Origin of the sequence: Amycolatopsis japonica, from assembly GCF_000732925.1 — a bacterium.
Lineage (GTDB): Bacteria > Actinomycetota > Actinomycetes > Mycobacteriales > Pseudonocardiaceae > Amycolatopsis > Amycolatopsis japonica.
On the sequence record NZ_CP008953.1, the window covers coordinates 1,134,615 to 1,160,307 of the forward strand.

At 69.1% G+C, this 25,693-nt stretch carries 24 protein-coding genes and 1 pseudogene; 11 read left to right on the plus strand and 14 right to left on the minus strand.

Going from position 1 to position 25,693, the window contains the following annotated elements; translation table 11 throughout:
- Positions 1-27: 27 nt before the first annotated feature.
- The 5 genes from AJAP_RS05625 to AJAP_RS05645 are packed head-to-tail and all read left to right on the plus strand — an operon-like array spanning position 28 to position 6,892.
- Positions 28-1,659, plus strand: coding sequence for a thiamine pyrophosphate-binding protein (locus AJAP_RS05625; RefSeq protein ID WP_038508799.1), 1,632 nt, complete (start codon positions 28-30; stop codon positions 1,657-1,659).
- Positions 1,656-3,710: a hydantoinase/oxoprolinase family protein gene (locus AJAP_RS05630; protein ID WP_038508800.1), complete on the plus strand. Its 2,055-nt coding sequence runs from the start codon at positions 1,656-1,658 to the stop codon at positions 3,708-3,710. The genes AJAP_RS05625 and AJAP_RS05630 overlap by 4 nt, the downstream gene beginning before the upstream one ends.
- Positions 3,707-5,404, plus strand: coding sequence for a hydantoinase B/oxoprolinase family protein (locus AJAP_RS05635; protein WP_038508802.1), 1,698 nt, complete (start codon positions 3,707-3,709; stop codon positions 5,402-5,404). Before AJAP_RS05630 ends, AJAP_RS05635 begins: the two co-directional genes overlap by 4 nt.
- 2 nt (positions 5,405-5,406) lie before the next feature.
- A complete protein-coding gene (locus AJAP_RS05640) occupies positions 5,407-6,192 on the plus strand; it encodes an SDR family NAD(P)-dependent oxidoreductase (RefSeq protein WP_038508804.1) in 786 nt (261 codons plus the stop codon).
- A gap of 4 nt (positions 6,193-6,196) precedes the next feature.
- The gene (locus AJAP_RS05645; RefSeq protein ID WP_038508806.1) at positions 6,197-6,892 is read left to right on the plus strand and encodes a GntR family transcriptional regulator; all 696 of its coding nucleotides are present in this window, start codon (positions 6,197-6,199) and stop codon (positions 6,890-6,892) included.
- A 172-nt stretch (positions 6,893-7,064) separates the two neighbouring features.
- Here AJAP_RS05645 and AJAP_RS05650 read toward each other — a convergent pair whose 3' ends face one another.
- Complete coding sequence (locus AJAP_RS05650; RefSeq protein WP_038508807.1) at positions 7,065-9,017, minus strand: NPCBM/NEW2 domain-containing protein; 1,953 nt, start codon at positions 9,015-9,017, stop codon at positions 7,065-7,067.
- Positions 9,018-9,233: 216 nt separating this feature from the next.
- Between AJAP_RS05650 and AJAP_RS05655 the strand changes: the two genes are divergently transcribed.
- Positions 9,234-10,505 (plus strand): aminotransferase family protein, encoded by a 1,272-nt coding sequence (locus AJAP_RS05655; RefSeq protein ID WP_038508808.1) that lies wholly within the window; start codon positions 9,234-9,236, stop codon positions 10,503-10,505.
- Between the two features lie 152 nt (positions 10,506-10,657).
- On the opposite strand, the gene AJAP_RS05660 is transcribed toward AJAP_RS05655, so the two are convergent.
- The 4 genes from AJAP_RS05660 to AJAP_RS05675 all read right to left on the minus strand — a co-directional run bounded on the left by AJAP_RS05660 (position 10,658) and on the right by AJAP_RS05675 (position 12,679).
- Positions 10,658-11,080 carry a VOC family protein gene (locus AJAP_RS05660; RefSeq protein ID WP_038508810.1) on the minus strand — a complete coding sequence of 141 codons (423 nt, stop codon included), beginning with the start codon at positions 11,078-11,080 and terminating at the stop codon, positions 10,658-10,660.
- Positions 11,059-11,253, minus strand: a complete 195-nt coding sequence (locus AJAP_RS05665) for a hypothetical protein (protein WP_007028443.1) — start codon at positions 11,251-11,253, stop codon at positions 11,059-11,061. Before AJAP_RS05665 ends, AJAP_RS05660 begins: the two co-directional genes overlap by 22 nt.
- Before the next feature lie 110 nt (positions 11,254-11,363).
- Entirely contained in the window at positions 11,364-11,858 is a 495-nt protein-coding gene (locus AJAP_RS05670) for a GNAT family N-acetyltransferase (RefSeq protein ID WP_038508812.1), read from the minus strand.
- 41 nt (positions 11,859-11,899) lie between these two features.
- Positions 11,900-12,679: an IclR family transcriptional regulator gene (locus AJAP_RS05675; protein ID WP_038508814.1), complete on the minus strand. Its 780-nt coding sequence runs from the start codon at positions 12,677-12,679 to the stop codon at positions 11,900-11,902.
- Between the two features lie 111 nt (positions 12,680-12,790).
- On the opposite strand from AJAP_RS05675, the gene AJAP_RS05680 reads away from it, so the two are divergent.
- Positions 12,791-13,699, plus strand: coding sequence for an SDR family oxidoreductase (locus AJAP_RS05680; protein ID WP_038508815.1), 909 nt, complete (start codon positions 12,791-12,793; stop codon positions 13,697-13,699).
- Here AJAP_RS05680 and AJAP_RS05685 read toward each other — a convergent pair.
- Together AJAP_RS05685 and AJAP_RS05690 are read right to left on the minus strand one after the other, a co-directional pair.
- A complete protein-coding gene (locus AJAP_RS05685) occupies positions 13,690-15,210 on the minus strand; it encodes a PH domain-containing protein (RefSeq protein WP_038508817.1) in 1,521 nt (506 codons plus the stop codon). The two genes, AJAP_RS05680 and AJAP_RS05685, sit on opposite strands and share 10 nt — an antisense overlap.
- A pseudogene (locus AJAP_RS05690) lies at positions 15,207-15,738 on the minus strand (PH domain-containing protein). Before AJAP_RS05690 ends, AJAP_RS05685 begins: the two are co-directional and overlap by 4 nt.
- A 105-nt stretch (positions 15,739-15,843) precedes the next feature.
- Here AJAP_RS05690 and AJAP_RS05695 point away from each other — a divergent pair.
- The gene (locus AJAP_RS05695; protein ID WP_038508819.1) at positions 15,844-16,764 is read left to right on the plus strand and encodes a proteasome assembly chaperone family protein; all 921 of its coding nucleotides are present in this window, start codon (positions 15,844-15,846) and stop codon (positions 16,762-16,764) included.
- Between the two features lie 402 nt (positions 16,765-17,166).
- Here the strand turns inward: AJAP_RS05695 and AJAP_RS05700 are convergent, their stop codons facing one another.
- A complete protein-coding gene (locus AJAP_RS05700) occupies positions 17,167-17,820 on the minus strand; it encodes an NAD(P)-dependent oxidoreductase (RefSeq protein WP_083650097.1) in 654 nt (217 codons plus the stop codon).
- 141 nt (positions 17,821-17,961) lie between these two features.
- Here AJAP_RS05700 and AJAP_RS05705 point away from each other — a divergent pair, with 141 nt between their 5' ends.
- Positions 17,962-18,786, plus strand: a complete 825-nt coding sequence (locus AJAP_RS05705; RefSeq protein ID WP_228694865.1) for a class I SAM-dependent methyltransferase — start codon at positions 17,962-17,964, stop codon at positions 18,784-18,786.
- Here AJAP_RS05705 and AJAP_RS05710 read toward each other — a convergent pair.
- Positions 18,783-19,109: a YciI family protein gene (locus AJAP_RS05710; RefSeq protein ID WP_038508823.1), complete on the minus strand. Its 327-nt coding sequence runs from the start codon at positions 19,107-19,109 to the stop codon at positions 18,783-18,785. The two genes, AJAP_RS05705 and AJAP_RS05710, sit on opposite strands and share 4 nt — an antisense overlap.
- Positions 19,110-19,117: 8 nt before the next feature.
- On the minus strand, positions 19,118-19,552 hold the full coding sequence (locus tag AJAP_RS05715; protein ID WP_038508825.1) for a MarR family winged helix-turn-helix transcriptional regulator: 435 nt from the start codon (positions 19,550-19,552) through the stop codon (positions 19,118-19,120).
- Between the two features lie 110 nt (positions 19,553-19,662).
- Between AJAP_RS05715 and AJAP_RS05720 the strand changes: the two genes are divergently transcribed.
- Both AJAP_RS05720 and AJAP_RS05725 read left to right on the plus strand, forming a co-directional pair.
- On the plus strand, positions 19,663-20,334 hold the full coding sequence (locus tag AJAP_RS05720; protein WP_038508827.1) for a nitroreductase/quinone reductase family protein: 672 nt from the start codon (positions 19,663-19,665) through the stop codon (positions 20,332-20,334).
- Between the two features lie 154 nt (positions 20,335-20,488).
- Positions 20,489-21,304 (plus strand): DUF11 domain-containing protein, encoded by an 816-nt coding sequence (locus AJAP_RS05725; protein WP_148311453.1) that lies wholly within the window; start codon positions 20,489-20,491, stop codon positions 21,302-21,304.
- A 45-nt stretch (positions 21,305-21,349) separates the two neighbouring features.
- Here the strand turns inward: AJAP_RS05725 and AJAP_RS05730 are convergent, their stop codons facing one another.
- From AJAP_RS05730 to AJAP_RS05745, 4 genes are all read right to left on the minus strand, one after another.
- Positions 21,350-22,546: an RNA polymerase sigma factor gene (locus AJAP_RS05730; protein WP_038508830.1), complete on the minus strand. Its 1,197-nt coding sequence runs from the start codon at positions 22,544-22,546 to the stop codon at positions 21,350-21,352.
- Complete coding sequence (locus AJAP_RS05735) at positions 22,547-22,939, minus strand: YciI family protein (RefSeq protein WP_228694994.1); 393 nt, start codon at positions 22,937-22,939, stop codon at positions 22,547-22,549.
- Positions 22,940-23,045: 106 nt separating this feature from the next.
- Positions 23,046-24,038, minus strand: a complete 993-nt coding sequence (locus AJAP_RS05740) for an isopenicillin N synthase family dioxygenase (protein ID WP_038508834.1) — start codon at positions 24,036-24,038, stop codon at positions 23,046-23,048.
- A gap of 31 nt (positions 24,039-24,069) precedes the next feature.
- A complete protein-coding gene (locus AJAP_RS05745; protein WP_084098040.1) occupies positions 24,070-25,647 on the minus strand; it encodes an MDR family MFS transporter in 1,578 nt (525 codons plus the stop codon).
- Positions 25,648-25,693 lie beyond the last annotated feature (46 nt).

The window sequence follows — 25,693 nt, forward strand, 5'->3', positions numbered from 1 at the left end:
GTTGAACGATCTGGCACTATCGGCGGGGTGCCTGCACCTACCGGAGCCCAGCATCTCGTCGACGCGCTGACCGCTCTGGGGACCGAAGTCGTCTTCGGTCTCCCCGGGGTGCACAACCTGCCGTTATGGGAGGCGCTGGCCGACACGGACATCCGGCTCGTCGGGGTCCGGCACGAGCAGACGGCCGGGTACGCGGCCGACGGGTACGCCCGCGCCACGGGCAAGCTCGGGGTCGCGCTGGTGACCACCGGACCGGGCGCGGCGAACACGCTCGCCGCGGTCGGCGAGGCCATGGCGTCGGCGGCGCCGGTGCTGATCATCGCGACCGACATCCCCTCCACGCTGCGGCGGCCCGGCGTGGTCCGCGGCGTCCTGCACGAGACGTCGGATCAGCAGGCGATGTTCGCGCCGGTCACCAAGGCCGGGTTCACCGTCACGAGTGCCGACCAGGTCGCCGCCACCCTCCACCGCGCGGCCCGGCTCGCGCTCCAGCCGCAGAGCGGGCCGGTCTACCTCGGCATCCCCACCGACTTCCTGTCCGAGCGGACGCCCGCGCGCCGTCCGCCGCGTTCGCACGCCCGGCCATCCGAGATCCCGGATCTCAGCGAGGCTGAGGCCCAGCTCGCCGCCGCCGACCGGCCGCTGATCTGGGCGGGCGGCGGCGCGTTGCGCGCCGAGGCGGGTGAGGCGATCGGGAAACTCGCCGAACGGCTGGCCGCGCCGGTGCTCACCACGTTCGGCGCCCGCGGGCTCCTGTCGGTCGACCATCCTTGTCTCGCCCCGAACCCGGTGCACGCGCCCGAGGTCGGCGCGCTGTGGGACGAGGCCGACGTCGTCCTCGCCATCGGCACCGACTTCGACGGGCTGATGACCCAGAACTGGCTGATGCCGAAGCCGAAGAAGCTCATCGCGATCAACGTCGACCCCGACGACGCGGCCAAGAACTACCAGCCGGACATCACGCTGGTCGGCGACGCCCGCGTGCTCGTCGAGGCGCTGAAGGTCGAGGAACGGTCCGGGATCGCGGCGCTCGTCGGCAGGCTCGCCAAGGTCTCCGCCCGGGTCCGGCAGCGGATCAAGGAAGAAGAGCCGCAGGCCGCCGACCTTCTGTCCACTTTGGACGAAGTGCTGCCGGCCGACGCGGTCGTGGTCGCGGACATGTGCGTGGCCGGGTATTGGATCGGCGGGTTCCACCGGGTCCGCGCGCCGCGCAAGCTCGCGTATCCGATGGGCTGGGGCACGCTCGGCTACGGTTTCCCCGCGGCGCTCGGTGCCGCCGCCGCGGGTGGCGGCCGCGCGATCTGTGTCACCGGTGACGGCGGCTTCCTCTTCGGCTGCGGTGATCTCCACACGCTGGCGCAGGAACAGTTGCCGGTCACGACGATCGTCGTCGACGACGGCGGGTACGGGATGCTTCGTTATGACCAGGATCGTGCCGGGCTGCCGCGGCGTGGCGTCGACTGGGACAGCCCTGATTTCGTCGGCCTGGCGAGGTCTTTCGGCGTGCACGCGGATCGCGTCTCCGGGTTCGGGCGGGCGTTCCGGCGGCTGCTCGGCGAGTTCGTCGAGTCCGACGAGCCGAACGTGCTGGTCGTCCGCGCGAAGATGGCGCCGCCGCTCAACACCTCGCCTCGCTGGTACCGCAAGGAATCCCCGTGACCGGGCTCCGGGTCGGCGTGGACATCGGCGGTACGTTCACCGATCTCTGCGTGCTCGACGAAACCGGGGTCGTCGCCGTCGGCAAAGTGCTGACCACCCACGACGAGCCCGCCCGCGCGGTCGAGGAAGGTCTCAAAAGGACACTCGCGGACGCCGGGTTGGCCGCGCGCGACGTCGAGCAGTTCGTGCACGGCACCACGCTGGTCACGAACGCGCTGATCGAGCGCAAGGGAGCGCGCACCGCGTTGCTCGCGACCGCCGGTTTCCGTGACGGACTGGAGATGCGCCGCGAGCACCGCTACGAGTTGTACGACCTGCTCATCGAACTCCCCGCCCCGTTGGTCCCGCGTCATCTGCGGTTCGACGTCCCCGAGCGGATCCTCGCCGACGGAACCGTCCACACAGGACTGGATGAGGGGTACGTCGCGCGGCTCGGCCGAGAGCTCGACGCCCGTGGCATCGACGCGGTGGCGATCTGTTTTCTGCACGCCTTCACGAATCCCGCGCACGAACGCCGCGCCGCCGAGGTGCTCAAGGAGGTGGCGCCCCGGTTGCGCGTCGCGCTGTCGAGCGAAGTCGTTCCCGAGATCCGTGAGTTCGAACGCGCGTCCACCACGGTCGCGAACGTCTATGTCCAGGACCTCACCGAGCGCTATCTGCGTGACCTGGAACGGCGTCTGCACGAGGCAGGGGTGCGGCCGTCGCCGCACATCATGCTGTCCAACGGTGGGATCGCGACCGTCGACACCGCCGCCCGCTATCCGATCCGCATCCTCGAATCCGGCCCGGCGGGTGGCGCGCTGGCCGCGTCCGCGATCGGCGCCGCGGCCGGTGTCGAGGATCTGCTGGCCTTCGACATGGGTGGCACGACGGCGAAACTGTGCATGATCTCCGGCGGCGCCCCGCTGGTGACGCACGAGTTCGAAGTGGACCGGAAGTACCGGCTGCTGCCGGGATCCGGGCTGCCGGTCAAGGTGCCGGTCACCGACATGATCGAGATCGGCGTCGGCGGCGGCTCGATCGCGCGTATCGACACGCTCGGCCTGCTCACCGTCGGCCCGGATTCGGCGGGGTCCGAGCCCGGCCCGGTCTGCTACGGCCGAGGCGGCACCGAGCCGACCGTGACCGACGCCGACCTCGTGCTCGGCTACCTGGACCCGGGATACTTCCTCGGTGGCGGAATGACTCTGGACGCCGAGGGCGCACGCGAGGCGATCCGCTCGAAGATCGCGGAACCGCTCGGCGTCAGCGTCGAGGAGGCCGCTTGGGGCATCCACACCAGCGTCAACGAGGACATGGCCAACGCCGCGCGCGTCCACGCCGTCGAGCGCGGCAAGGATCCGGCGAAACTGCCGATGTTCACCTTCGGCGGCGCCGGACCGGTGCACGGTGTCGGCGTGGCGCGGGCGCTCGGCGCACCCGAGGTGGTCGCGCCGCCCGCCGCCGGGGTGCTGAGCGCGGCGGGATTCCTCACCGCGCCGCTGGCGTTCGACTTCGTCCGTTCGGCGCGTTCGGCGGTGCTCGATCTCTCCTGGGAGCAGGTCGACGCGTTGTTCGCCGAGATGGAGGCCGAGGGTGCGGAACTACTGGAGAAGTCCGGTGTGGACAGTGTGACGCATCGCCGGATCGCCGAGATGCGGTACTCCGGGCAGGGCTACGAGATCCGCGTGCCGGTCGAGCAAGGGAACTGGCCGGAGTCGCTCATCGGCGCGTTCACCGAGACCTATCGGACGTTGTACCGGCGGACCGGGCCGGACGTCGCCATCGAGGTGCTCAACTGGCGGGTCGTCTCCAGCGGGCCGGCGCCCGAGGTCACACTGAAACTCGCGGGCGCCGAGGTCGAGGGCGACGCGCGCAAGGGAAGCCGTCCGGCCTACTTTCCCGCCGAAGGTGGATTTGTCGACACGGCGGTGTTCGACCGGTACCGGCTCAAGCCGGGCGATCGTGTCGACGGCCCGGCCATCGTGGAGGAACGAGAGTCCACTGTGGTCGTTCCGCCCGGGGCTCGCTGTGTCGTCGGCGAAGACGCCAGTCTGGCGGTGACGGTATGAGCGTCGACCCGATTCTGGTGGGATTGCTGGGAAACCGGCTGCACTCCATCCTGGCCGAACAGCAGAACGCGCTCGTCAACACGGCGTTCTCCTCCGTGGTGCGGGAGTCGCTCGACCTCGCCTGTGCGGTGTTCGACTCGCGCGGCGAGATGATCGGCCAGTCCGTCGGCGGCACCCCCGGCCACATCAACGCGATGGCGACCGGGATGCACCACTTCGTCGCCGCGTACCCGCCGGAGACCTTGGTGCCGGGCGACGTCCTGCTCACCAACGATCCGTGGCAGACCGCCGGGCAGATCAACGACATCACCGTCGCGACGCCGGTGTTCCTGCGGGGCAGGCTGGTCGCCTGGTTCGCATCCTGTTGCCACGCCCCGGACATCGGCGGTCGGCTGGTCTCCGCGGAGGCGCACGAGGTCTTCGAAGAGGGACTGCGCCTGCCGATCATGAAGTTCCTCCGCGCGGGCGAGGTCAACGCGGATCTCGAACTGCTGATCCGCGCGAACGTCCGTACCCCGGAGGAGACCATCGGCGATCTGTACGCCCAGGTCACCGGGAACGAGGTCGGCGCCGCCAGCCTGGTGCGGCTGCTGGAGGAATTCGGCCTCGATTCGCTGGACGAAGTCGCCGCGGAGATCATGAACCGCTCCGAACGCGCACTGCGCGACGCGCTGGCGAAACTGCCGGACGGCACGTACACCAGCGAATTGGCGACAGACGGCTTCGATGACGAGGAAGTCGTCCTGAAGGTCGCGGTGACCATCGACGGTGAGGACATCCACCTCGACTTCGCGGGATCGTCACCGCAGAGCCGCCGCGGGATCAACGTCGTTTTGAACTACACCAGGGCGTACGCTTCGTTCGCGGTCAAGGCGGCCATTTCACCGGAAGTGCCGCACAACGCGGGCTCGTTCCGGCCGGTGCACGTCACCGCGCCGGAGGGATCGGTGCTCAACTGCACGCCTCCCGCGCCGGTCGCGTCCCGCCATCTGATCGGGCATTTCCTGCCGTCGCTGCTGATGACCGCCTTGCCCGGCAACGCCTTGGCGCACAGCGCGGACGCGTTGTGGATGACGATCTGGCGCGGTATCGACGCCGAAGGCCGCGAGTTCATGCTCAACGTCTTCCAGACCGGCGGGATCGGCGCTCGGTCCACAAAGGATGGACTGAACACCACGGGATTCCCGAGCGGCCTGCGCTCGACGCCGACGGAGGTCATCGAGACGATGGCTCCGCTGATCCAGCGGGAACGGGTGCTGCGCATGGACTCGGGCGGCGCCGGGAAGTGGCGCGGCGGCCTCGGCCAGTGCACGACCATGGCCGCCCGTGGCGAGATCTCGTGGAGTGTCAACGGGAACGTCGACCGGGTGCGTCGTCCGGCGTCCGGTGTGGACTCCGGACACGACGGGGCGGCCGGCCGGTTCGAGCTGGACCGCGGCGCCCTGCCGTCGAAGAGCCGGGTGAACCTGCGGCCGGACGACGTGGTGAACGTGGACCTGCCGGGCGGCGGCGGTTACGGCGATCCCTTCGAACGGGATCCGGGGGCCGTGCTCGCCGACGTCGTCGACGGCTACATCTCGGTGGAAGCGGCGCGCGAACTGTACGGCGTCGAGGTCACCTATCACGGAGATCCTGAGGCGCTGGTGCGCCTTCCGGAGGATTACACAGCGGTTTCGTCGCGAGGGAGGAAATGAGCATGGGTCGGCTGGCAGGCAAGGTCGCGGTGGTCTTCGGGGGAGCGAGGGGTATCGGGCTCGCCACCGTGAAGGAGTTCGTCGCCGAGGGCGCGACCGTGTTCTCCAGCGACATCCGCGAGCCCGCGGAATCCGTCGAAGGGGCGCGACACTCCCTTGTGGACGCGACCGACGAAGGACAGGTCGACGAGTTCGTGCGCGGCGTGGTCGCCGAAACCGGTAGGGTCGACGTGCTGTTCAACAACGTCGGCATCCACCTCGGGAAGCCGTTGGCCGACACGACGTTGGCGGAATTCGACAACATCTTCGCGCTGAACGTGCGGGCCGCCTTCCTCGGCACGCGGGCGGTGCTGCCGCAGATGATCGCGAACAAGGCGGGCAGCATCGTCACGACGTCGTCCAACGGCGGCGTGATGGGCCGCCCCGGCGACCCGGTGTACAACGCCACCAAGCACGCGCTGGTCGGCATGATGAAATCGATCGCGGTCGCGCACGCGCACCAGGGGATCCGGGCGAACACGGTCAACCCGGGCGCGATCGACACGGACATGCTGCGCGGCACGCTCGCGTCGCCGGAGGACTTCGAGGCCAGGCAACACCAGCTGGTCGCGAGCACGCCCGCGGGCCGGGTCGGCGAGGCATGGGAGGTCGCGAAGGCCGTGGTCTTTCTGGCGAGCGACGAATCCCGGTTCGTCAACGGGGTCGCGCTCCCGATCGACGGCGCGAAGGCCGCCGGTGCCATGCCGGGCAACCGGTACAGTCTCGACTTCGAACTCGGCGTCAGGTAACGCCGTGTCCACATCTGCCGCCGAGGAGACGCTGGCCCGCGACAGACCCTTGCTCGAACGAAGCGGGACCGCGGAACGGGTCGCCGAGATCCTGCGTCAGCGCATCACCGAAGGTGTCTTCCCGCCGGGGTCGAGGCTTTCCGAACCGTCGATCAGCGCCGCGCTGGGCGTCTCGCGCAACACCCTGCGCGAGTCTTTCCAGCTGCTGGCGCACGAACGGCTCGCGGTGCACGAGCTCAACCGCGGCGTGTTCGTCCGTGAGCTGACCGCGCAGGACATCTCGGATCTGTACGTGATGCGGCGGGTCACCGAATGCGGTGCGCTGCGGCGCGCGTCGGAACTGTCCACTGTGGATCTGTCGGCCGTCGCGGCCGCCGTGCGGGACGGCCGTGCCGCGGCCGACGAAGGCGACTGGCAGGCCGTCGGGACCGCGAGCATCGCGTTCCACCAGGCGGTGGGCGATCTGGCGGGCAGCGAGCGGGTCAGCACGACGATGCGTCAGGTGCTGGCGGAGACGCGACTGTTCTTCGTGCTGGCCGAGAACACGCGCGCGTTCTTCGAGCCGTTCCTGGAGCGGCACGAACGGATCCTGCGGGACTTGGAGCGAGGACGCTTCGGGCCCGCTGAGACCGCGCTGGAGAAGTACTTGCGAGAGGCGGAGAAGCAGCTTCTGGCCGCTTATGAGCGCCGGGAGGCGTGAGCGGCAGGAACGCTAGGAAAGGACCGTTCCTTGCAAATTTTGCAAGGAACGGTCCTTTCCTAGCACGCGGAGGGGGCCAAGGCTGCCTTCACGCCTTCCCCAAGTACATGAAGGACCCCTTCACTGCGTCTAGCGCAATGAAGGGGTCCTTCATGTACCGCAGGAGCGAGCTTTAGCAGCGCAAAGTGGCGCCCGCCCAGTCCGCGTGGTCGGAGTCGACCCCGTCGCCGCCGTCCGTGACGACCAGATCGAGCACCTGAACCCCGTTCAGCGGCACGGAAAGCTTCTCGGCTGCCTGACCGCGCTTGAGCACGCCGGTGTTCGCTAGCCGCTTGCCGTCGCCGACGACCTCGAAAGCCACACTGCCGCCGGCCTTCTCGTCGTCGACCCCGACGGACGACGTGAACGACGCGCATCCGCCGCCGAGGTAGACCCGGACCTTCGACGGCGCGTGGACGCCCAGCCCGTCGTCGTAGGTCACCCCGCCGATGCTCATGCGATGGCCGTCGCCCGCTTTCGATTCACCGTTGCTGGTCCCGCGTTCCACCGGGCCATAGCCGTTGTCCGCCGTCATGAACACCGCCTTCGACAGCGCGTTCGTCCCGGCGGCGGGCGGTTTCACGACGGGAGCGCTTCCGTCCGCGGACAACGATCGCGTGCCCCAGGACGTCCGGTAGCCGAACCGGCCGGAGACCTCGACCCGGTCGCCGCCGGGGGACGACGGCCGCACCGTCCACGTCCGTTCCCACGACTTCCCCGGCGCGACAGCGGGAACGCGTGCTTCGGTGGCACCGTCGGGCTTCCAGCCCGCGCCGACCGCCAGCTTCACCACGCCCGACCGGACCGGGGTCCGACCGTCGTTGAACACCCGCAGTGTCGTGGTGAACGGCTTGTCGACGGCCGCGTATTCGGGTGAGGCCAAGGAAAGCGTCGTATGCGGCGCGGCATTCGGCTGGTTCGACGGCCAGACGCGGAACACCGCGGAGCCGTGGCTCGGCAGCCCGGCACGCAAGGTACCGGCGGATTCGGTTTCCGCGCCGGTCCACAGATCCCGGACTCGGTAGCCCGACGCCGAGGGGGCGCCGATCTCGGCGGCGGTGGCGGACAGGGTCGCCGGGGCGCCGCCGCGGTTGAACAGCACGACGACGTTCGAGCCGTCGGACATCGGTTTGGCCCAGACCTCGGTGTCACCGCCGTCGCGGATCTTGCGGCCCTGCTTGCCGCCCCAGTCCTGGTCGACCGCGAGAAGATCCTTGTTCATCAAGATCTTCTTGGTCGCCTCGGACATCGAGCGCAGGTCGTTGCCCGCCAGCAGCGGCGCGTTGAGCAACGACCAGAGCGCGAAGTGGGAGCGGTATTCCGTGTCGGTCATGCCGCCGTTGCCGACTTCGAGCATGTCCGGATCGTTCCAACCGCCCGGCCCGGCGTAGCCTTCCAAGCCGACCTGCTGGTCTAGGAGGTTGGTCATACTCGACCAGGAGTCGCTGATGTCGCCAGTGGTGCGCCACAACTGCGCGCCCGCGCTCTTGCCCCACTCCCACGGCTTGTTCTCGCCCCATTCGCACAGGGCGTAGACGATCGGGCGGCCGGTCTTCTTCAGTGCCTCGCCCATTTTCGTGTACCGCTCCAGCGCGGGGCGGCCCTGATTGTGGCAGTTGTCGTATTTGAGGTAGTCGACTCCCCAGTCCGCGAACGTCTGCGCGTCGACCTCTTCGTGGTCGAGCGAACCGGGCATGGTCCGCGCGCAGGTTTCCGTGCCGGCGCTGGTGTAGATGCCGAGTTTCAGGCCCTTCCCGTGCACGTAGTCGGCCAATGCCTTGATACCACTGGGAAAGCGCGTCCGGTGTGGTGCGTACTTCCCGTCGGCGGTGCGGTTCTTCTCGGCCCAGCAATCGTCGATGTTGACGTACTGGTAGCCCGCCGCCTTCATCCCGGACGAGACCATCGCGTCCGCGGTCTCCCGGATCAGCTCTTCGGTGATGTCGCAGCCGAACTTGTTCCAGCTGTTCCATCCCATCGGCGGGGTCGCGACCGGTGGCGGGCTCTCGGCGGCGGCCGCCGCAGGAACGACGCAGAGGGCGGTGAGCGTGCAGGCGGCGACGAGCGTGCCGGCGAGACGACGCATAAGTTCCTCCCAGAATGCTCAACTTTGAACAAACTCACTCATCAAACAACAGGATCGCTCGCCGCCGGTCAAGGGCCGAAGGGATGGTGTTGGAGATTCACCGGCGGCCGCCGCGACAAGCCGGACAGGTCCGGAGCGCGAACTGTGCACGATGGAGTGTTCGCGTCCCGGCCGGATCCGGGTGAGGATGGGGGCACGAGCACGAGGAGGAAGATCATGGTTTCGTCGGCGTCCGCGCGCAATCCGCTGTGGCACCCCTTCGCGGACATGGGAGCGGTCGACGGCGACCGGCTCGTCATCACCCGCGGTGAGGGTTCCTACGTCTGGGACGACGAGGGCAAGCGGTATTTCGACGCGACGGCGTCACTCTGGTACGCGAACTTCGGGCACGGGCGCGAGGAGATCGCGCAGGCCGTCGCGGACCAGTTGCGGACGCTCGATTCGTACAACCTGTTCGGCTACAACGCCAATGAACCCGCGCTGAAGCTCGCCGAGCGCGTGTCCGCGCTCGCGCCCGAACCGGGTTCGAAGGTCTTCTTCGGATCGGGCGGCGGTGACGTCATCGACACCGCGGTCAAGATCGCCCGTTCGTACTTCGCCCATACCGGGCGGCCGGAGAAGGTGCACGTCATCGGCCGGGTGCAGGGGTACCACGGCACCCACGGTTTCGGCACGGCCGTCGGCGGCATCGCGGCCAACGCGGCGGGCTTCGGGCCGCTGCCCGGCGACATCTCGCACGTGCCCTACGACAGCGCCGAAGCGCTCGAAGCGGAGATCCTGCGGGTCGGCGCGGAGCGGGTCGCGGCCTTCTTCTGCGAACCGGTGATCGGCGCGGGCGGCGTCCTGCTTCCGCCGGACGGGTACATCGAGACGGTCGCCGAGATCTGCCGCGAACACGACGTGCTGTTCGTCGCGGACTGCGTGATCGCCGCGTTCGGGCGGCTGGGCACCTGGTTCGGGATCGACCGGTGGGCGGTGAAACCGGACATGATCACGACTGCGAAGGGCATCACCGGCGGGACGATCCCGCTGGGCGCGCTGGTCGTCGCGCCCCGGGTGGCCGAGCCGTTCTTCACCGGCGCGCCGGGTGCGCCGGTGCTGCGGCACGGCGCGACCTACGCAGGCCATCCGGTGGCCTGCGCCGCGGGGAACGCGACGCTGGACCTCTACGAGCGCGACGGGCTCATCCCGCGCGGGCGGGAACTGGAGAAGCCGCTGGCGGACGCGCTTTCCGGGCTGGCCTCGCATCCGCTGGTCGAAGAAGTGCGGGCCGGGCTGGGCTTCCTCGGCGCGGTCGAACTGAAAGCGGACGTCGTCGCGGCGAACCCCGGCGCGGCGAACCGGCTGCAGCGGCTGGCGCGGGACGAAGGCGTCCTCGTGCGGAACCTGGCCAAGGGGATCGCGGTGTCGCCGCCGCTGATCGCCGGGGAGACCGAACTCGACCTGCTCGCGACGGCCTTGCCGCGCGCACTGGACAAGCTCGCCTAAGCGAAAGCCTCGTGAGTGGTAAGGACGGTTGGAATCCGTCCTTACCACTCACGAGCCGCGCACGAGGGCCGCGCGCTCGGTCATGAAGGGCACAGCCGACGGGACCAGGTCCCTTCATGACACCCCCAGTGGCGGGCCCTCGTGGGCCCGCCTCAGGAGAGGCAGAGTTCGTTGCCTTCCGGGTCGGCGATCGTGATCCACTCGGCGGGACCCTGCTTGCCGCGGTGCAGGAACGTCGCACCGCGCGCGGTCAGCCGCTCGAGCTCGGCCTCGATCTTGTCCGCCCCCATCCGGATGTCGAGGTGCAGGCGGTTCTTGACCGTCTTCCCCTCCGGCACCAGCTGGAAGAGGAACCGCTGCTTCGTCTCGGGATGGACGATCGCCGCGCCGTCCTTCCACACCAGGACACCGTTGTGCGTGGTCGTCGCCTCTTCCGGGGCATACCCCTTGGCGACCATCTCGCGGATGAACTCCTCGTTGCTCCCCTCGACCTGCCAGCCGAGCATCTCGGCCCACCAGTCGGCGAGGTCGTGCGGTCGAGCGGAGTCCACGGTCACCTGGAAGTCATACGCCATACCGGCACATTAACGACCCGCCCCGACAATTCCGGGCGCTCATGCCCGCTGACCACGGTGAACCGCCATTTGTCGACCCCGCCGCCGATGATCTCGGCGTAGCGACGGGCGCCGTCCGCGTTCGCGAAGCGCACTTGCTGCCCGTTGGTGAGATGGGTGATCTTGACCGCCATCCATGCCTCCTGAAGTCCGGTGCCGGCCCGCGGAGCTTCCCCCTCCGGGACCGGCGCGGACAGTAGAACACATGTTCGACAGTCGTCGCCAACCCAACCCCCCGCGCGGGTCAGCGCCGCATGGTCACCCGCGGCCACGCGTCCAGGCCGCGGGCGATTTCGTGGGCGCGGACGGCCCGAAGGCCCTCCGTGAGGCTCTCTTCGTCGAGTGTCGTGAAGCCGAGCCGGGCGTAGTACGGCGCGTTCCACGGCACCTCGGCGTACGTCGTCAGCGTCAGTCCGGCGAGGCCTTCTCGCGAGGCCCACTCCGCGGCGTGCTCGATCAGCCGCCGCCCGAGACCCCGGCGCGCGTGATCGGGATGGACGGACACCTGCTCGATGTGACCGTGGCCGTCGACGACCTCGGCGAGCAGGTACGCCACCGGGCCGTCGCCGGCGTCCCAGACCCAGGCCCGGCCGTCGCGCTGGAAGGCCGTGAGGTCCGCGATCGACGGCGGATCGTCGTCGGCGATCGCGGCCATGCCGAGCGCGCGGAACGGTTCGCCCGCGGCGCGTTCGATGTCCTGGAGGGCGGGCAGGTCTTCGGTTGTGGCGAGTCGGATCACGGATCGAGTTGTACCCGCCGGGGTGAGCGGCCGCCTGTCATTTACAGCGAGAACGACGAAACGGCGCGATGGATCCGGCTCGCGTACGACTGGAGCGCGACGATGGCGGCCCGTTTCGCGTCGTCGCCGATCCGGGTCGCGGGGGCGGCCAAGGTGAGCACCGCGGGCCGGTGCCCGGTGCTCGGGATCGGCACCGAACACGACCAGACGCCGTCGTCCAGTTCGCCCCAGCTCACCGAATACCGGTTCGCCCCGGCGCGTTTGACCTCTTCCCGTACGCTCGGGCCGCGGCGCTGGACGATCGACGAAAGCCGTCTTTCGCGTTCGCCCTCCGGCAGCATGGCGAGCAGCATCTTGCCCGACGCGCCGGTGCCGAGCGGGACGGAATGCCCCGGCTGGAAGGTGAACCGCATCGCGCGTTCGCATTCGACCCGGTCCGCGCAGACCGCGGAATCGCCGAAATGCTGGAACAGCAGCACCGTCTCGCCGAGGTCGCGGGCCGCCTCCTCCATCGACGGCCGGGCGAGGCGGGCGAGATCGTTGGCCAGTTGCGCGGCCCGCGCGAGCGGCATCACCTGGCTCGTCACGTGATAGCGCCCCGTCTTGCCTTCTTCCAAGAGCTGGAGTTCCTTGAGTAGCGCCACATAGCGGTACGTCGTGGCGACCGGGGTGCCGATCCTCGCGGCCAGTTCGGCGACGCTCGCGTCCCAGCGGCGTTCGGAAAAGGAGAGCAGCAGCTGCAGTACCTTGCGTGAACTGCTGGCGCCGGGGGTGCGTTTCGGCGGGGCGGTGCTGTCCAGGGATCGTGCGGCAGGCGTCATCTCGACCTCTCGCCGGAGAATCACGAAGAGTCAAGAAAGTAGCACATTGTGTGAATTGCGGACCAGGGACTTTGGTCCACGAACAAGCGGACTTCTTGCTAGGTTCGGACCATGGAAAAGCCATTGGCGGGCAAGATCGCGTTGGTCGCCGGGGCGACTCGCGGGGCCGGTCGGGGAATAGCGGTCCAGCTGGGTGCCGCGGGCGCGACCGTTTACGTGACCGGCCGCAGTACCGGTTCCCGGCGATCGGAAATGAATCGCCCGGAGACGATCGAGGAGACGGCGGCGCTCGTCGACGAGGCGGGCGGGCGCGGGATCGCGATCGGTGTGGACCATTTGGAGGCGGACCAGGTCCGCGAACTGGTGGAACGGATCGACGCCGAACAGGGCGCGTTGCATGTGCTGGTGAACGATATCTACGGCGCGCCCATCGAATGGGGCAAGACGGTCTGGGAGTCCACTTTGGACGTCGGGCTGCGGACGCTGCGGCTCGCCGTCGACACGCATGCGATCACCAGTCATTTCGCGCTTCCGCTCATGATCGCCGAATCCGGCGCGCTGGTCGTCGAGGTCAACGACGGCACCACCGAGTACAACTCGGAGAACTACCGCGTTTCGTTCTTCTACGATCTCGCCAAGACCGCGGTGAACCGGATGGCGTTCGCACTCGGGCACGAATTGGCACCGCATGGCGGTACCGCGGTGGCCGTCACGCCGGGCTGGTTGCGTTCCGAAGCGATGCTCGACGCTTATCGGGTGACGGAAGAGAATTGGCGTGACGCGACGAAGGTGCAACCGCACTTCGCCATTTCTGAAAGCCCCGCGTTCGTCGGCAGGGCGGTCGCGGCGCTGGCCGGTGACGCGGAAGTCGCCCGCTGGAACGGGAAATCGATGTCCAGTGGCGAATTGGCGAAGGAATACGGATTCACCGACCTCGACGGCAGCAGGCCCGACTGCTGGCGCTATCTCGTCGAAGTCCAGGACCCCGGTCTGCCCGCGGACGTCACCGGCTATCGCTGAGCATCACGGCGAAGGAAAGGCGTGAGCAGGCCGGGCGCGGCGCGCTCCGCCATCGCCAGCCCGGCCGATTCGCCGACGTCGACCACCTGGTAGGCACCCCTGCCCGCCGCGATCGGGGCCGTCACGGTGATCAATCCGGCGCGGCGCTGGAAGAACGAGCGGCTGACGACGATGCCGGTGAGGCCTTCACGCCGGATCGCCACCGTCGCCCGCGCGAGCGAACCGGACCGGCTGACCAGATACCTCCCGACGATCGCGTGGCCGAGGTTGCGGTAGCGGTCCCAGCCCACCAGCGCGGCGAACGGCACCAGGCCGAGCGCGACCTGCCACATCCACGACGGCAGGAAATCGATCCACGCCAGCCCGAACAACGCCGCCGCGAGCAGCAGCACGCCGCCGATCGCGCGGGTGAGCCGCCTCGTCAGCGCCCGTCGCGGATGCCGGTTCAGCGGCACGGTGGCCGGGTCGAAGTTCTCGCGCAGCACCTCGGCGGCGACCTCGTGGACCCGGCCGACGGGCGCGGGTGGCAGCAGGAGGCCACCACCCTTGTCCCCGCCCTTGCCTTCGCGCAGCCCGCCCGCGATCGCGGTGAGCCGCGCGCCGCCCGCGATCCGCAACGGCAGCGGCTCCTTCACCTCGACGCCGCGAAGCCGTTCTTCTTCGATGGACACGGAACGCGTGGTGATCAGCCCGCGCCGGACGTGCAGGGTGCCCTCGGATTCCCTGGTGAGCTTGAAGTTCCAGAACGAGAGCACGTAGCCGCCGACGGACAGCAGCGAGACGACCACGAGCAGGCCGACCGCCGCGACGACCACGATCAGCCACAGCGCCGTGTTCGCCAGACCGTCCAGGAGATCCCGCAGCGGTCCGACGTTCTCCGGGGCGATGTCCAGCTGGTGCGCGAAATGCCAGACCGCGGCGAACACCGCGCCCACCACGGCGAGCCCGGACAGCGTGAACGGCGCGTACCGCACCCACTTCCGGTCGACCTCCGCCACGACCTGCTCCTGGGGTGCCGCCTCGGCTTCCGGAGAGATCTCCTTGCGGTGCAACAGAATCGTGCGCAGCCGGTGCGCCTCGGTCTGGCTGACGGCGTCGAGCACCAGCTGGTCGTCGCCCGAGCCCTGTGCCACGGAATGCCGTCCGGTGCCGATGCGCACGGCGCTGAGGGAGAACAAACGGTGCTTCGGTTCCGACGTGACGTCGACCGTGCGGATCCGGTCCAGCGGGATCGCGCGATGCTTGCGCAGCAAGAGCCCCGTGGTCCATTCCACCTGGCCGTCCGCGACGCGGTACCGCGACGTGAGCACATGCGAGACACCGACGAACACGGTCAGCGCGGTGACACCCAGCCCGAACCATTCCCAGCCGTTGCCCCGGCCGAGGATCACCGTCCCGATCAGCACCGGTAGCGATTTGACGACATCGAGGACGGGGCGGATCAGCAGCATTCGCCGGTCGAGCCGATGCCACTGGCCGACGTCGGTGTCCGGTGGTGCCTCCGTGCTCATGTCGCGTCACCCGGCGTGGCCTGCGTGGTCCTGGTGAGCTCCGCGGCCAGCGCGAGTGCCTGGGTATGGTCGAGACCGGAGATCTTGACCGGGCCCGCGGCCGACGCCGTCGTCACGGTGATCTTCGCCAGCCGGAACAGCTGCTCGACCGGGTCGCGTTCGATGTCGACGGTCTGGATCCTCGAGATCGGCGCGATCCGCCAGTCCTGTTTGAGCCAGCCCTCCTGGGTGTACACGGCCTCGCCGGTGACCTCCCAGCGGTGGATCCGGTACCGCCACTGCGGCATGACCAGCAGATGCAGGGGTGCGAGCACGCACGAGATCGTCAGCGTCACCGTGAGCCACGTCGGCGCTCGTGAACACGAACACGGCTTGCGCCGCGACGAGGATCACCCAGCCGACCGCGGCCCACACCGTCCAGTAGCCGATGGCGCGCCTGCTCACCCGATTGGCGGGCGGGCGCAGGCCGAGGATCTCTTCCGTCACCCCTCCACCCTGCACCACCTCGACGCGGACCGCCCACGACACCTGTCACGGACCGATAGGATTTCGGCCACGGCCGGCGGAATGGATACCCCCTATCGGGGCGTTGCCACCCGTAGACGGTTGCACGCACGAAACCTGGAGGATCTGGTGGCGCTGGACCCGGAAGACCTGTACGAGGTGGACTCGGACGTCCCTGACCTCGGCGGGGCCGTGCTCCTGCACTACTTCGACGGCTTCATGGACGCGGGCTCGGCGGGCAAACTCGTCGCCGAGCAGCTCCTGAACTCCTCCGAGCACCGCGTGATCGCGCGGTTCGACGTCGACCGGCTCATCGACTACCGCTCGCGGCGCCCGGCGATGACCTACTCCATCGACCACTGGGAGGACTACGACGCCCCCGAGCTGGTCGTCCACCTCCTGCACGACGCCGACGGCGTGCCGTTCCTGCTGCTCACCGGGCCGGAACCGGACCACGACTGGGAGCGGTTCTGCGCGGCCGTGCGTGGGCTGGTCGAGCGCTGGGACGTCCGGCTCACCACCGGTTTCCACGGCATCCCGATGGGCGCGCCGCACACCCGTCCGCTCGGCGTGACCGCGCACGCGACGCGGAACGAGCTGGTCGGCGAACACCGCCCGCTGCCCAACCGGATGCAGGTGCCGGGCAGCATCGCCGGGCTGCTGGAGTTCCGCTTCGGCGAGTGGGGGCACGACGCTTCCGGGTTCGCGGCGCACGTGCCGCACTACCTGGCGGACTCGACGTACCCGAGCGCCGCGCTGAACCTGCTCGGCGCCGTCGCCGCGGCGACCGGGCTGAACCTGCCGGACGGGGAGCTGCGGGAGGCCTCGCACGAGGCGGAGGCCGAGATCGCCCGCCAGGTCGCCGGCTCGGAGAAGGTCGCCGACGTCGTGCGGGCGCTGGAGCAGCAGTACGACACGTTCATGGAGGCGTCGGGCAAGGAAAGCCTGCTCGCGGAGTCGGTCGAGCACATGCCGACCGCCGAGGAGCTGGGCAACCAGTTCGAGCGGTTCCTGGCCGAGCAGAACGGCGGGGACTCGCCGGAGCGCTGAGTCACGCTCGTGAAGTACATGAAGGCCCCCTTCCTTGCGCTAGACGCAAGGAAGGGGGCCTTCATGTACTTGGGGAAGGGTCCTTCACGCGCGTCTGCTGCGGCTGGTGGTGTTGCGGAGCCGTGGGTGGCGATCGTGTAGTCCGTGAAGGCCTCCTTGCCTACCTTCAGGGTAGGGAAGGAGGCCTTCACGGACCTGCGGCCAACCGCCACCCAACGTTCAGTAGGTAACCAAGGCAGCCCCGGTCACTCACCCGCGCCGACCACCTCGCCGCCGGCGCCCGTGTCGCGAAAGCCACTTTCGCGACGCCTGATGTCCCGAAAGTGGCTTTCGCGACACGTTCGACAGGCGAAGCCCGCGATGACCCCTACGCCACGTTTGACTCACGAGGCCGGAGCCGGGTCAGTAGTCGACGGCCACCATCGCCCTCGAATGCGCCGGCCGTTCGACCTCGTCGACCAGCGCCACCGCGAGATCCGCGTACGAGAACGGCTTCGCGTCCTCCGCGCGCGGCAGTACCCGGTGGTCTCCGCTGCGGTACACGCCCGTGCGCTCGGCGTGTTCGTCGAGGAACACCGGCGGCGGCGCGACGATCACCCAGTCGAGCCCGCCGCCGGACGTACGGAAGACCTCCAGTCCCGCCGTGTGCCCGAGCGAGAACTCGCGGTGCTCGGGCGGCACACCCGGCTGATCGTGCAGGGCGACGCCCGGCTCGATCTCCAGCGCCGTTCCGATACCGACGACGACCAGTCTCGCGACCCCGGCGCGCCCGAGGCCGTCGATCAGCGCGTGCGCGGCGGCCGGGTAGTACTCGCGTGACGGGAGATCCGCGCGGTAGACGGAACTGATCGCGGCGTCGTGTCCGGCGGCGGCCTTCGCGACGTCGTCCGCGACGGTGACGTCGGCGGCGATCAGGGTGACGTTGTCCCCGGCGAGATCCGCGTGGCGGCGGGGATCCCGGACGGCGGCGGTGACCAGGTGCCCGCGGCTCACGGCTTCGGCGACGGCACGGCGCCCTCCGCGTCCGCCCGCCCCGAAGATGACGATGCTGCTCATCGCGCTCCTTTTCTCGTGCCGGTACCCGAGTACCGGCGGCGAACGCGATGCTAGGAGCGGACCCCTCGGTTACCGCAACGAAACCGGGCCCGGGATGTTCTGGTCCCGTTCACTCGAACGGTCCTGGTGTATCGTCCCGGAATGCGTCACCTGGTACCCCATTCAGCACTGAAGACCTTGGGCCGCTCGGCCCGCGGAACGTTCGGCCGGGGCCTGCACCGGCTCGCCCGGCGATTCCATGATCCTTATACGGCGGAACTGGAACGGGTCGCCGCGGAATTGCGGGCAGAGATCGTCCGGCAGGGGGACCGCTGTTTCGACCGGATCGTCGAGTTCGAAATCCGGAGCCGTCGCGACATCATCTACGCGGGCGATCAGGACGCGGCCCGCGACAGCAATCGGTTCGCCCGCGAGCATTTGACCGGGACCAAACACTTCGCACGTCCACAGGAGACTCTCGCGTACGCGCTTTCCCTTGCCCCGTCAGGGGGAATGGCCCTCGAATTCGGCGTCGCGAGCGGGAACACGCTGCGCGTGATCGCCAAGGCGCGTGGCGGTGTCGAGACCTACGGGTTCGACTGGTTCCAGGGCCTGCCCGAGAACTGGCTCAATGGCATGCCCGCCGGTTCGTTCGCGCGCGACGATCTGCCGGACGTCCCCGGCGCCGAACTCGTCGTCGGCCTTTTCGCCGACACGCTTCCAGGCTTTCTCGAGCGGCATGAAGGCGTCGTCGATTTCCTGCATGTGGACGGTGATCTGTACAGCTCGGCGAAAACCGTGCTCGACCTGGCGGGACCGCGTCTGCGCTCCGGCAGCATCGTGCACTTCGACGAGTTCTTCAATTACCCCGGCTGGCAGCGGCACGAGCATCAGGCGTGGCTGGAATACGTCGAGCGCACCGGTGTCGAATTCGAATACGTGGCCTACACCTATGCCGACAATCAGGTCACCGTGCGGATCACCTAAAGCAGCTCGCGCACTTCGATCGTCCCGATCGCGGCCCACGGGTGGGTCTTCGCCGCCTCGACGGCTTGTTCACGGCTCTCGCATTCGAGGATGGCGATGCCGCCGATCTGCTCCTTCGTCTCGGCGAAGGGGCCGTCGGTGAGCAGTGCCTCGCCGCCCCGGACGCGGACGGTCGTCGCCGACTCGGGCGGGTGCAGGCCCATCCCTTCGACGCGCAGACCGCGCCGCGTCAGCTCCCCGGACCAGGCGCGGCAGGGTTCGGTGATGTCCGTGTCGAGCCCTTCGTCGCCGGCGGTTCCGCCGAGCATGAGCAGGTAGCGCACTGGACCTCCTAGTCCGTGAGTCCGTCTTCGTACGCGCGCAGGGTGTCGATGAACGTCCGGCGCTCGGCCGGGCTCAGCGGCGCGAGCGCCTTCTGCCAGGCGCGGGCACCCTGCGCGAGCCAGCCGTCGATCGCCGGCCGCATCCGTTCGGTGATGGCGACGATCCGGCGACGCCGGTCCGCCTCGTCCTCGCGCCGGTCGAGCACGTCCTTCTTGCTCAGTTCGCCGACCATCAGGCTCACCGTGGTCGGGGCGACCTCGAGCCGTTCGGCCAGCTCGTTCACCGTCATCGGCCCGTCGAAGAGCAGGTACGACAAGAGCGACAGGTGCCGCGGAGCCAGCGACAGAGACTGGAGTTCTTCGGGGATCTTGATCCGCTTCGCCCGCCCGACCATCCGGGGCATGAGCAGCAGCAAGGCCCGCACGGCGTCGTCGACTTCCATGTCCTCGGTTGACACCGGCCACCCTCCTGGATACCTTTGCAAGCAAAGAGGCTTTGCTTGCAAAGCAAAATAGCTTTCACGCTGATGCTACCTGGGGAGTTCCGTTGCTGATGACCACCGCGGACGCCGAATCGGGGCGTCCCCGCACCACGCGCGTCGCTTGCCGCCCTTCCGGAAGCCGGTATCTGGTTTACGCGCCCGACGACGCTTCGCCTTGGTATCGCGACCTCCTCGTCAGTCCACAAGCGACACTCGAAATCGACGGGGTGCCGCAGGCCGCGCGTGCCGTGCCGCTCGACGGCGGGGAACGCGGGTTCGCGTTGCACCTGCTGGAAGTCGATGCCGCCCGTGGCCGCGCGATCGCGGATCAGCTGCTCGTCCATCACGGCGAACTCAGGAAGACCTTGGCGGCCGCGCGAGCCGAACTCGACGGCGGACCGGTCGTGGACCGGTCGGGCCTGCGGCGCGAGCTGTTCGGCCATTGCGTGACCTTCTGCAACGACCTGCGCATGCACCACCTTCGCGAGGACGGCGCTTTCACCGCGATCGAGAAGGCCCATCCCGGGCTCGCGCCGGCGCTGAAACGGCTGCGCCAGGAGCACGAAACGGTGTCCCGCGCGCTGCTCGATCTCGACGCGTTGCTTCAGGGTGGGGGAGACCGTGGCGCCGTGCGCGAGAAGTTCGACCGGGTCGCCGCCGGGCTGGAGGAACATTTCGCCTACGAGGAAGCGAATCTGCTTCCGGCGCTTCGCGGGAAGGACCCGGTTACTCCGATAGGGTGAGGCGGGCGAGCCACTTGGCGGGGGACAGCGGTAACGAATGTCCGTTCCTGGGCGACTGATCGTTGTCCGCACCGATCGGCGCGACGCCCCCGACCGGAATAGTGAGAACCGAATGAAGCTTCGAAGAGCCTCACTTCTGTCTCTCGTGGCCGCAGTGGCCACGATCATGCTCGTGGCGCCCACCTCCGCTTTCGCCGCCCCGCCGACCAGTGCGGTGGAGGTCTCGCCGACAACCGTCCAACGTGGACAGACGTTCACCGTGACGCAGACCGTCTACAACGCCGACGCGACGTCGACGATCGAGGGCGGCAAGGCGACGCTCTACGGCAAGGAATCCTCGTTGCCGGGGATCGTCGACCTGGTGTCCTGCCCCGGCGCGTTCGCCTGCGACATGCTCGGCGGCAGCATCCGCGGCGGCGTCGGCACCGTGACCCCCGGGCAGAGCAAGACCGTGGTGTTCACCTTCCGGGTCAAGGACGACGCCCCGCTGGGCCCTGTCACGCTGCAGCACCAGTTCGTCGGCGACAACTACAGCTTCGAGATCCTCGACGGCCCCGTGCTGACCATCACCGACACGCCGAGCGCGGCCGACCTCGGGGTCACGCTGACCGCGTCTCCGCGCGGGATCCTGACCTCGTCGATCGACTACACGGTCAAGGTCACGAACGCGGGCCCGGCCGCGGCGTCCGGGATCCGGGTGGTGTCGACCCTCGGCAACGGGCTGCGCTTCACCGGCTCGTCCGTCTGCTCGAACCCGAGCGGTACGAAGGTCGTCAATTGCGACTTCTCGTCGCTCGCGTCCGGAGCCAGTACGACGGCGAAGTTCTCGGTGGCCGCGGGTCTGTTGAGCATCGGGCCGGTCAAGACGACCGCGAGGATCACGCAGAGTTCCGTCGCCGACCCGAACGCGGCCAACGACACCGCGTCGGCGACCTGCACGGCGATCACCGGTCTTCTGCTCACCTGCTGAGTCACGCCGTTCGGCACCCGCTCGCGAGCGGGTGCCGAACGGTGGTCAGCGCAGGCGTTCGGCGCGAGCGTGGAGATAACGCCGGTGCGGCAGGCCGGTCGCCAGGCGCGCCGCGTCCACATAGGACTCGATGGCTTCGGCGATGTCCCCGGCCATCTCGAGCAGATGTGCGCGGGCGGCGTGGAACCGATGGTCGCCGGAGATCCGGTCACCGAGTTCTTCCAACGCCGCCAACCCTTCTCGTGGCCCACGGGCCATCCCGACGGCCACGGCGTGATTCAGCGCCACCACGGGATTGTCGGAGAGCCGCAGCAGAACTTCGTACAGTGCCTCGATCTGCGGCCAGTCGGTCTCCTCGGCGCTCGGCGCCTCGTCGTGCAGGGCGGCGATCGCCGCCTGGATCTGGAACTGCCCGGTCGGCCCGTTCGGCAGCGCTTCGGACAGCAGCGCGATGCCCTCGGCGACGTACCCGGCGTTCCACCGGCCCCGGTCCTGTTCGGACATCGGGATCGGCGCGCCGTCCGGCCCCGCCCTCGCCGGACGGCGCGCGTCGGTGAGCAGCATCAGCGCGAGCAGGCCGGTGGCCTCGCCGTCGTCCGGCACCAGCCGATGGACGATCCTGGCCAGCCGGATGGCTTCGGCGGAAAGGTCACTCCGCACCAGATCGGGGCCGGACGTGCTGGCGTAGCCCTCGTTGAAGATCAGGTACAGCACGTGGAGCACCGCGTCGAGCCGTCCCGGTTCCGCCGGCAGGGCGAACGGGACGCCGCTCGCCTTGATACCCGCCTTCGCGCGGCTGATCCGCCGGGTCATCGTCGCCTCGGGGACCAGGAACGCGCGCGCGATCTCCGCCGTCGTGAGACCGCCGACCGCCCGCAGGGTCAGCGCGATCTGCGACGCGGGCGAAAGAGACGGGTGACAGCACAGGAAGAGCAGGACGAGCGTGTCGTCCGCGGACGTGACGTGTTCCTCCGGCAGCCTCCACTGGAAGACGGTGTCCTCGCGACGGCGCCGCGCCTGCTCGGCGCGGAGCAGATCGGTCAATCGCCGTGAGGCGACCGTGACGAGCCACGCGCGTGGATTCTCGGGCCGCCCTTCGGCGGGCCATTGCGTCGCGGCCGCGAGAAGCGCCTCCTGCGTCGCGTCCTCCGCCAGGTCGAAGTGACCGTAGCGACGGACGACGGCGCCGAGGACCTGCGGCGACAGTGTGCGCAGCAGGTCCTCGATGCCGCTTTCCGGCATCTAGAGCTCCAGGTCTTCGAAGCCGTCGGCGCACGGCCGGATGTCGACGTACCACTCGCGGCCGAGGTCGCTGTCCTCCGGATGCGGGATGTCGGCCAGCCGGGCCGCGATCTCGGTCGCACGGTCGTAGCTCACGCAGTCGACGGTCGTGTACCCGACCAGGACCTCCTGCGTCTCGGCATACGGTCCGTCCGTCACCACGGGGGCCCCGTCGCGCAGGGAGACGCGGCGGGCGTGCGCCGGCTGGGAGAGGCCCTGCGCGTCGACGAACTCGCCGGACTCGACCAGGTCGTTGTTCCACTCGGTCATGAACTCGTGCAGGGCCTTGACGTCGTCGGCGTTCCAGGTGCCGATGCCGTCGAGGTCCTTCTGCGAACCGAACATCATGATCATGTACTTCACGGTTGTCTCCTCTCGGCGGGCACCGTCGCGGTGCCTTCTGCCGGAGACGTCGAAGCCGCCGGAGGAGGACCGGACATCGTTCGCCGGGAATTCTCCCTCAACCGCGGTCGGCCGCCGTGTTCATCGCGTCGGCCGGTGCCAGGGTTCGCCCGCCGGTGATCTTGGCGTAGAGGTGCGCGCCGCCGAGGACCGGCGGATATTTCGGCGGGTTCCCGGCGGACTGGCAGGTCGGGAGGCATTCGAATCGCGCGTCGTGGTCGCCGTCGAAGAAGAACGCCACGCTGCGCCGCCGCGACGGTCCCGGCCCGGACGGCGGCACGACCCGGTGCAGGGTCGAGCGCCAGCGGTCGTTGGTCCACTGCGCGGTGAGGTCCCCGAGGTTCACGACGAGCGCGTCTTCGGCGGGGATCACGTCGTGCCAGGCGCCATCGGGGCCGTGGATCTGCAGGCCGGGGACGGGATCGGCGTAGAGCACGGTGACGATGCCGTAGTCGGTGTGCGCGCCGAGCCGCATCTGTCCGGGCAGGGGTTCGGGCGCTCCGGCGCGGCGCTCGAAGTGATTCACCCGCAAGGTGCGTGTCGGGTGCCGGGTGTACGCGCCGAGGTAACCGTCGGGGAGGCCGAGCGCCGTCTCGAAGATCTCCAGCAGGACTCGCGCGACGCGGTGCGCTTCGTCGGTGTACTCGGTCAGCGCGGGACGCAGGTTTTCGGGCAGCTCAGGCCAGATGTTGGGGACGAAGAAGCCGTACGGGTCTTCGCCGTCGATGTGCTCCGCGCCGATGACGAACGATTCCGACAGGTCGGGCGGCGTCGTCTCACCGAGGCTGTACGCCAGCCCTTCGGTGCCTTCGGCGGCGTACCCGCGATCCGAGGCGCGGTCGGCGGGCGCGGAACGGAGCTTCTCCTCGACGGGGAGCGCGAAGAAGGCCGCGGTGGCTTCGCACATGGCGTCGATCGTCGCTCGCGGGATGCCGTGTCCGACGACCTGCAGGAACCCCACCCGCGTCAACGCCTCGTCGACGGTGTGCGCGAGCTTCGCGCGGTCGCCGTCGTCCCAGATGCTCAGATCGACCGTCGGTACGAGTGTCATGACGTGACGGTAACCAGGGTGGTGCCGGTGATCACCGGGTCACGGTCATCCGATCGGGCGATCTGTCCTGCCCGATCGGCCCGCGCAGGCTCGCCGCGCACACCACGCCGACGAGCAGCGCGCCTACAGGAAGCAGGAAAGCGGCCTTGACGGCGTCCGTGAGCGCGGCGCCGGTGACCTGGGCGAGGAGTTCCCGTGCCTGGACGGGCAGATCCGCGGCGACCTCGGGGACGCCGCCGAACTCGCCCGCCGCGACCGCCGAACCGGCCTCTCCGGCGAATCCGTCCACGAAACGCTGCCGGATCCCGGCGGGCAGCATGGCCGCGGCCTCGTTCGCCCGGACCGCCATCGAGGCCCTGGTCTGCGCCTCCAGCAGGACTCCGACGGCCGCGCTGCCGAGGACTCCGCCCACTTGGCGCGCGGTGTTGAAGATGCCCGACGCGCTGCCGACCAGCGACCGCTCGACGGAGTTGATGGTCACGTTGTTCATCGGGGAGAAGGTGAACCCGACGCCGAGACCGCAGAGCAGCAGCCCGGGGAGCAGGGCCAACGGCTCACTCACCGGGATGAGCACGAGCGAGACGACGCAGAGGCCGCCGCTCAGGGCGAGCATCCCCGACATCAGCAGGTACTTGGGGTTCACCCGGTCCGACAGCCTGCCCGCGAACGGCGCGACACCGCCGGACACCACGGCGAGCGGCGCGATGAGCAGACCGGCGTCGGCCGGGGACAGGCCGAGCACGGACTGGAGGTAGATGACGAACACCAGGAGCAGGCTGGTCATCGCGAAGCCGACCATCACCGCGGACGCGGTACCGAGGGAGAAGTCGCGATGGCGGAAGATCCGCAACGGCAGCAGCGGTTCGCGACGGTTGGCCCGCTGCCATAGCACGAAACCGCCCAGCAGCAGCACACCGGCCCCGATGATGTCGAAGGCCGTGCCCCAGCCGTACGTCTGTCCATTTTGGATACCGAAGACGACGCAGACGAGACCGGCGCCGAAGAGCAGGATCCCGGGAACGTCGAAACGGTGCGAGTTCCCCGGCCGCCAGTCGGGGACGAGGACGACGGTGAGCGCCAGCGCGATCAGCCCGACCGGGACGTTCGCGAAGAAGATCCACTCCCAGCCGAGGTGATCGACGAGCACGCCGCCCAGCACCGGACCGGCGATCATGGCGAGACCCGCGACACCGCCCCACGCGCCCATCGCCGGGCCGCGTTCGTCCGGCGGGAACAGATGCGTGATGAAGGCCGTGGTCTGCGGGGTCATCAACGCGGCGCCGAAACCCTGCACCGCCCTGGCGACGATCAGCGTTTCCACGTCACCGGAAAGCCCGCACCACAGCGACGCCCCGGTGAACACCAGCAGCCCGGCGACGAAGACGCGCTTCGGCCCGAACCGGTCGCCGAGTCTGCCGGCCGGCAGGATCGGGACGGCGTAGGCGAGCAGGTACACGCTGGTCACCCAGATCACCGCGGTCAGCTCGGTGCCGAGTTCGCGCACCATCGACGGCACCGCGATGTTCACGATGCTGATGTCCAGCATGACCATGAAGAAACCCAGGCACAGCGCGAAAAGCGCGGACCAGGGCCGGGTTCGCTTCGGCATCCGTCCTCCTGTTCCCGGCGCCGGAAGGGTGGGACGACGAGCGCGA

Excerpts from the sequence above, each read along its gene's own strand:
- AJAP_RS05735 (WP_228694994.1), bottom strand. The coding sequence starts at position 22,939 with ATGATCATGATGTTCGGTTCGCAGAAGGACCTCGACGGCATCGGCACC.
- AJAP_RS05715 (WP_038508825.1), bottom strand. The coding sequence starts at position 19,552 with ATGGAAGTCGACGACGCCGTGCGGGCCTTGCTGCTGCTCATGCCCCGG.
- AJAP_RS05700 (WP_083650097.1), bottom strand. The coding sequence starts at position 17,820 with ATGAGCAGCATCGTCATCTTCGGGGCGGGCGGACGCGGAGGGCGCCGT.
- AJAP_RS05635 (WP_038508802.1), top strand. The coding sequence starts at position 3,707 with ATGAGCGTCGACCCGATTCTGGTGGGATTGCTGGGAAACCGGCTGCAC.
- AJAP_RS05665 (WP_007028443.1), bottom strand. The coding sequence starts at position 11,253 with ATGGCGGTCAAGATCACCCATCTCACCAACGGGCAGCAAGTGCGCTTC.
- AJAP_RS05745 (WP_084098040.1), bottom strand. The coding sequence starts at position 25,647 with ATGCCGAAGCGAACCCGGCCCTGGTCCGCGCTTTTCGCGCTGTGCCTG.
- AJAP_RS05685 (WP_038508817.1), bottom strand. The coding sequence starts at position 15,210 with ATGAGCACGGAGGCACCACCGGACACCGACGTCGGCCAGTGGCATCGG.
- AJAP_RS05730 (WP_038508830.1), bottom strand. The coding sequence starts at position 22,546 with ATGCCGGAAAGCGGCATCGAGGACCTGCTGCGCACACTGTCGCCGCAG.
- AJAP_RS05720 (WP_038508827.1), top strand. The coding sequence starts at position 19,663 with ATGACCACCGCGGACGCCGAATCGGGGCGTCCCCGCACCACGCGCGTC.
- AJAP_RS05740 (WP_038508834.1), bottom strand. The coding sequence starts at position 24,038 with ATGACACTCGTACCGACGGTCGATCTGAGCATCTGGGACGACGGCGAC.
- AJAP_RS05640 (WP_038508804.1), top strand. The coding sequence starts at position 5,407 with ATGGGTCGGCTGGCAGGCAAGGTCGCGGTGGTCTTCGGGGGAGCGAGG.
- AJAP_RS05675 (WP_038508814.1), bottom strand. The coding sequence starts at position 12,679 with ATGACGCCTGCCGCACGATCCCTGGACAGCACCGCCCCGCCGAAACGC.
- AJAP_RS05705 (WP_228694865.1), top strand. The coding sequence starts at position 17,962 with ATGCGTCACCTGGTACCCCATTCAGCACTGAAGACCTTGGGCCGCTCG.
- AJAP_RS05650 (WP_038508807.1), bottom strand. The coding sequence starts at position 9,017 with ATGCGTCGTCTCGCCGGCACGCTCGTCGCCGCCTGCACGCTCACCGCC.
- AJAP_RS05680 (WP_038508815.1), top strand. The coding sequence starts at position 12,791 with ATGGAAAAGCCATTGGCGGGCAAGATCGCGTTGGTCGCCGGGGCGACT.
- AJAP_RS05660 (WP_038508810.1), bottom strand. The coding sequence starts at position 11,080 with ATGGCGTATGACTTCCAGGTGACCGTGGACTCCGCTCGACCGCACGAC.
- AJAP_RS05655 (WP_038508808.1), top strand. The coding sequence starts at position 9,234 with ATGGTTTCGTCGGCGTCCGCGCGCAATCCGCTGTGGCACCCCTTCGCG.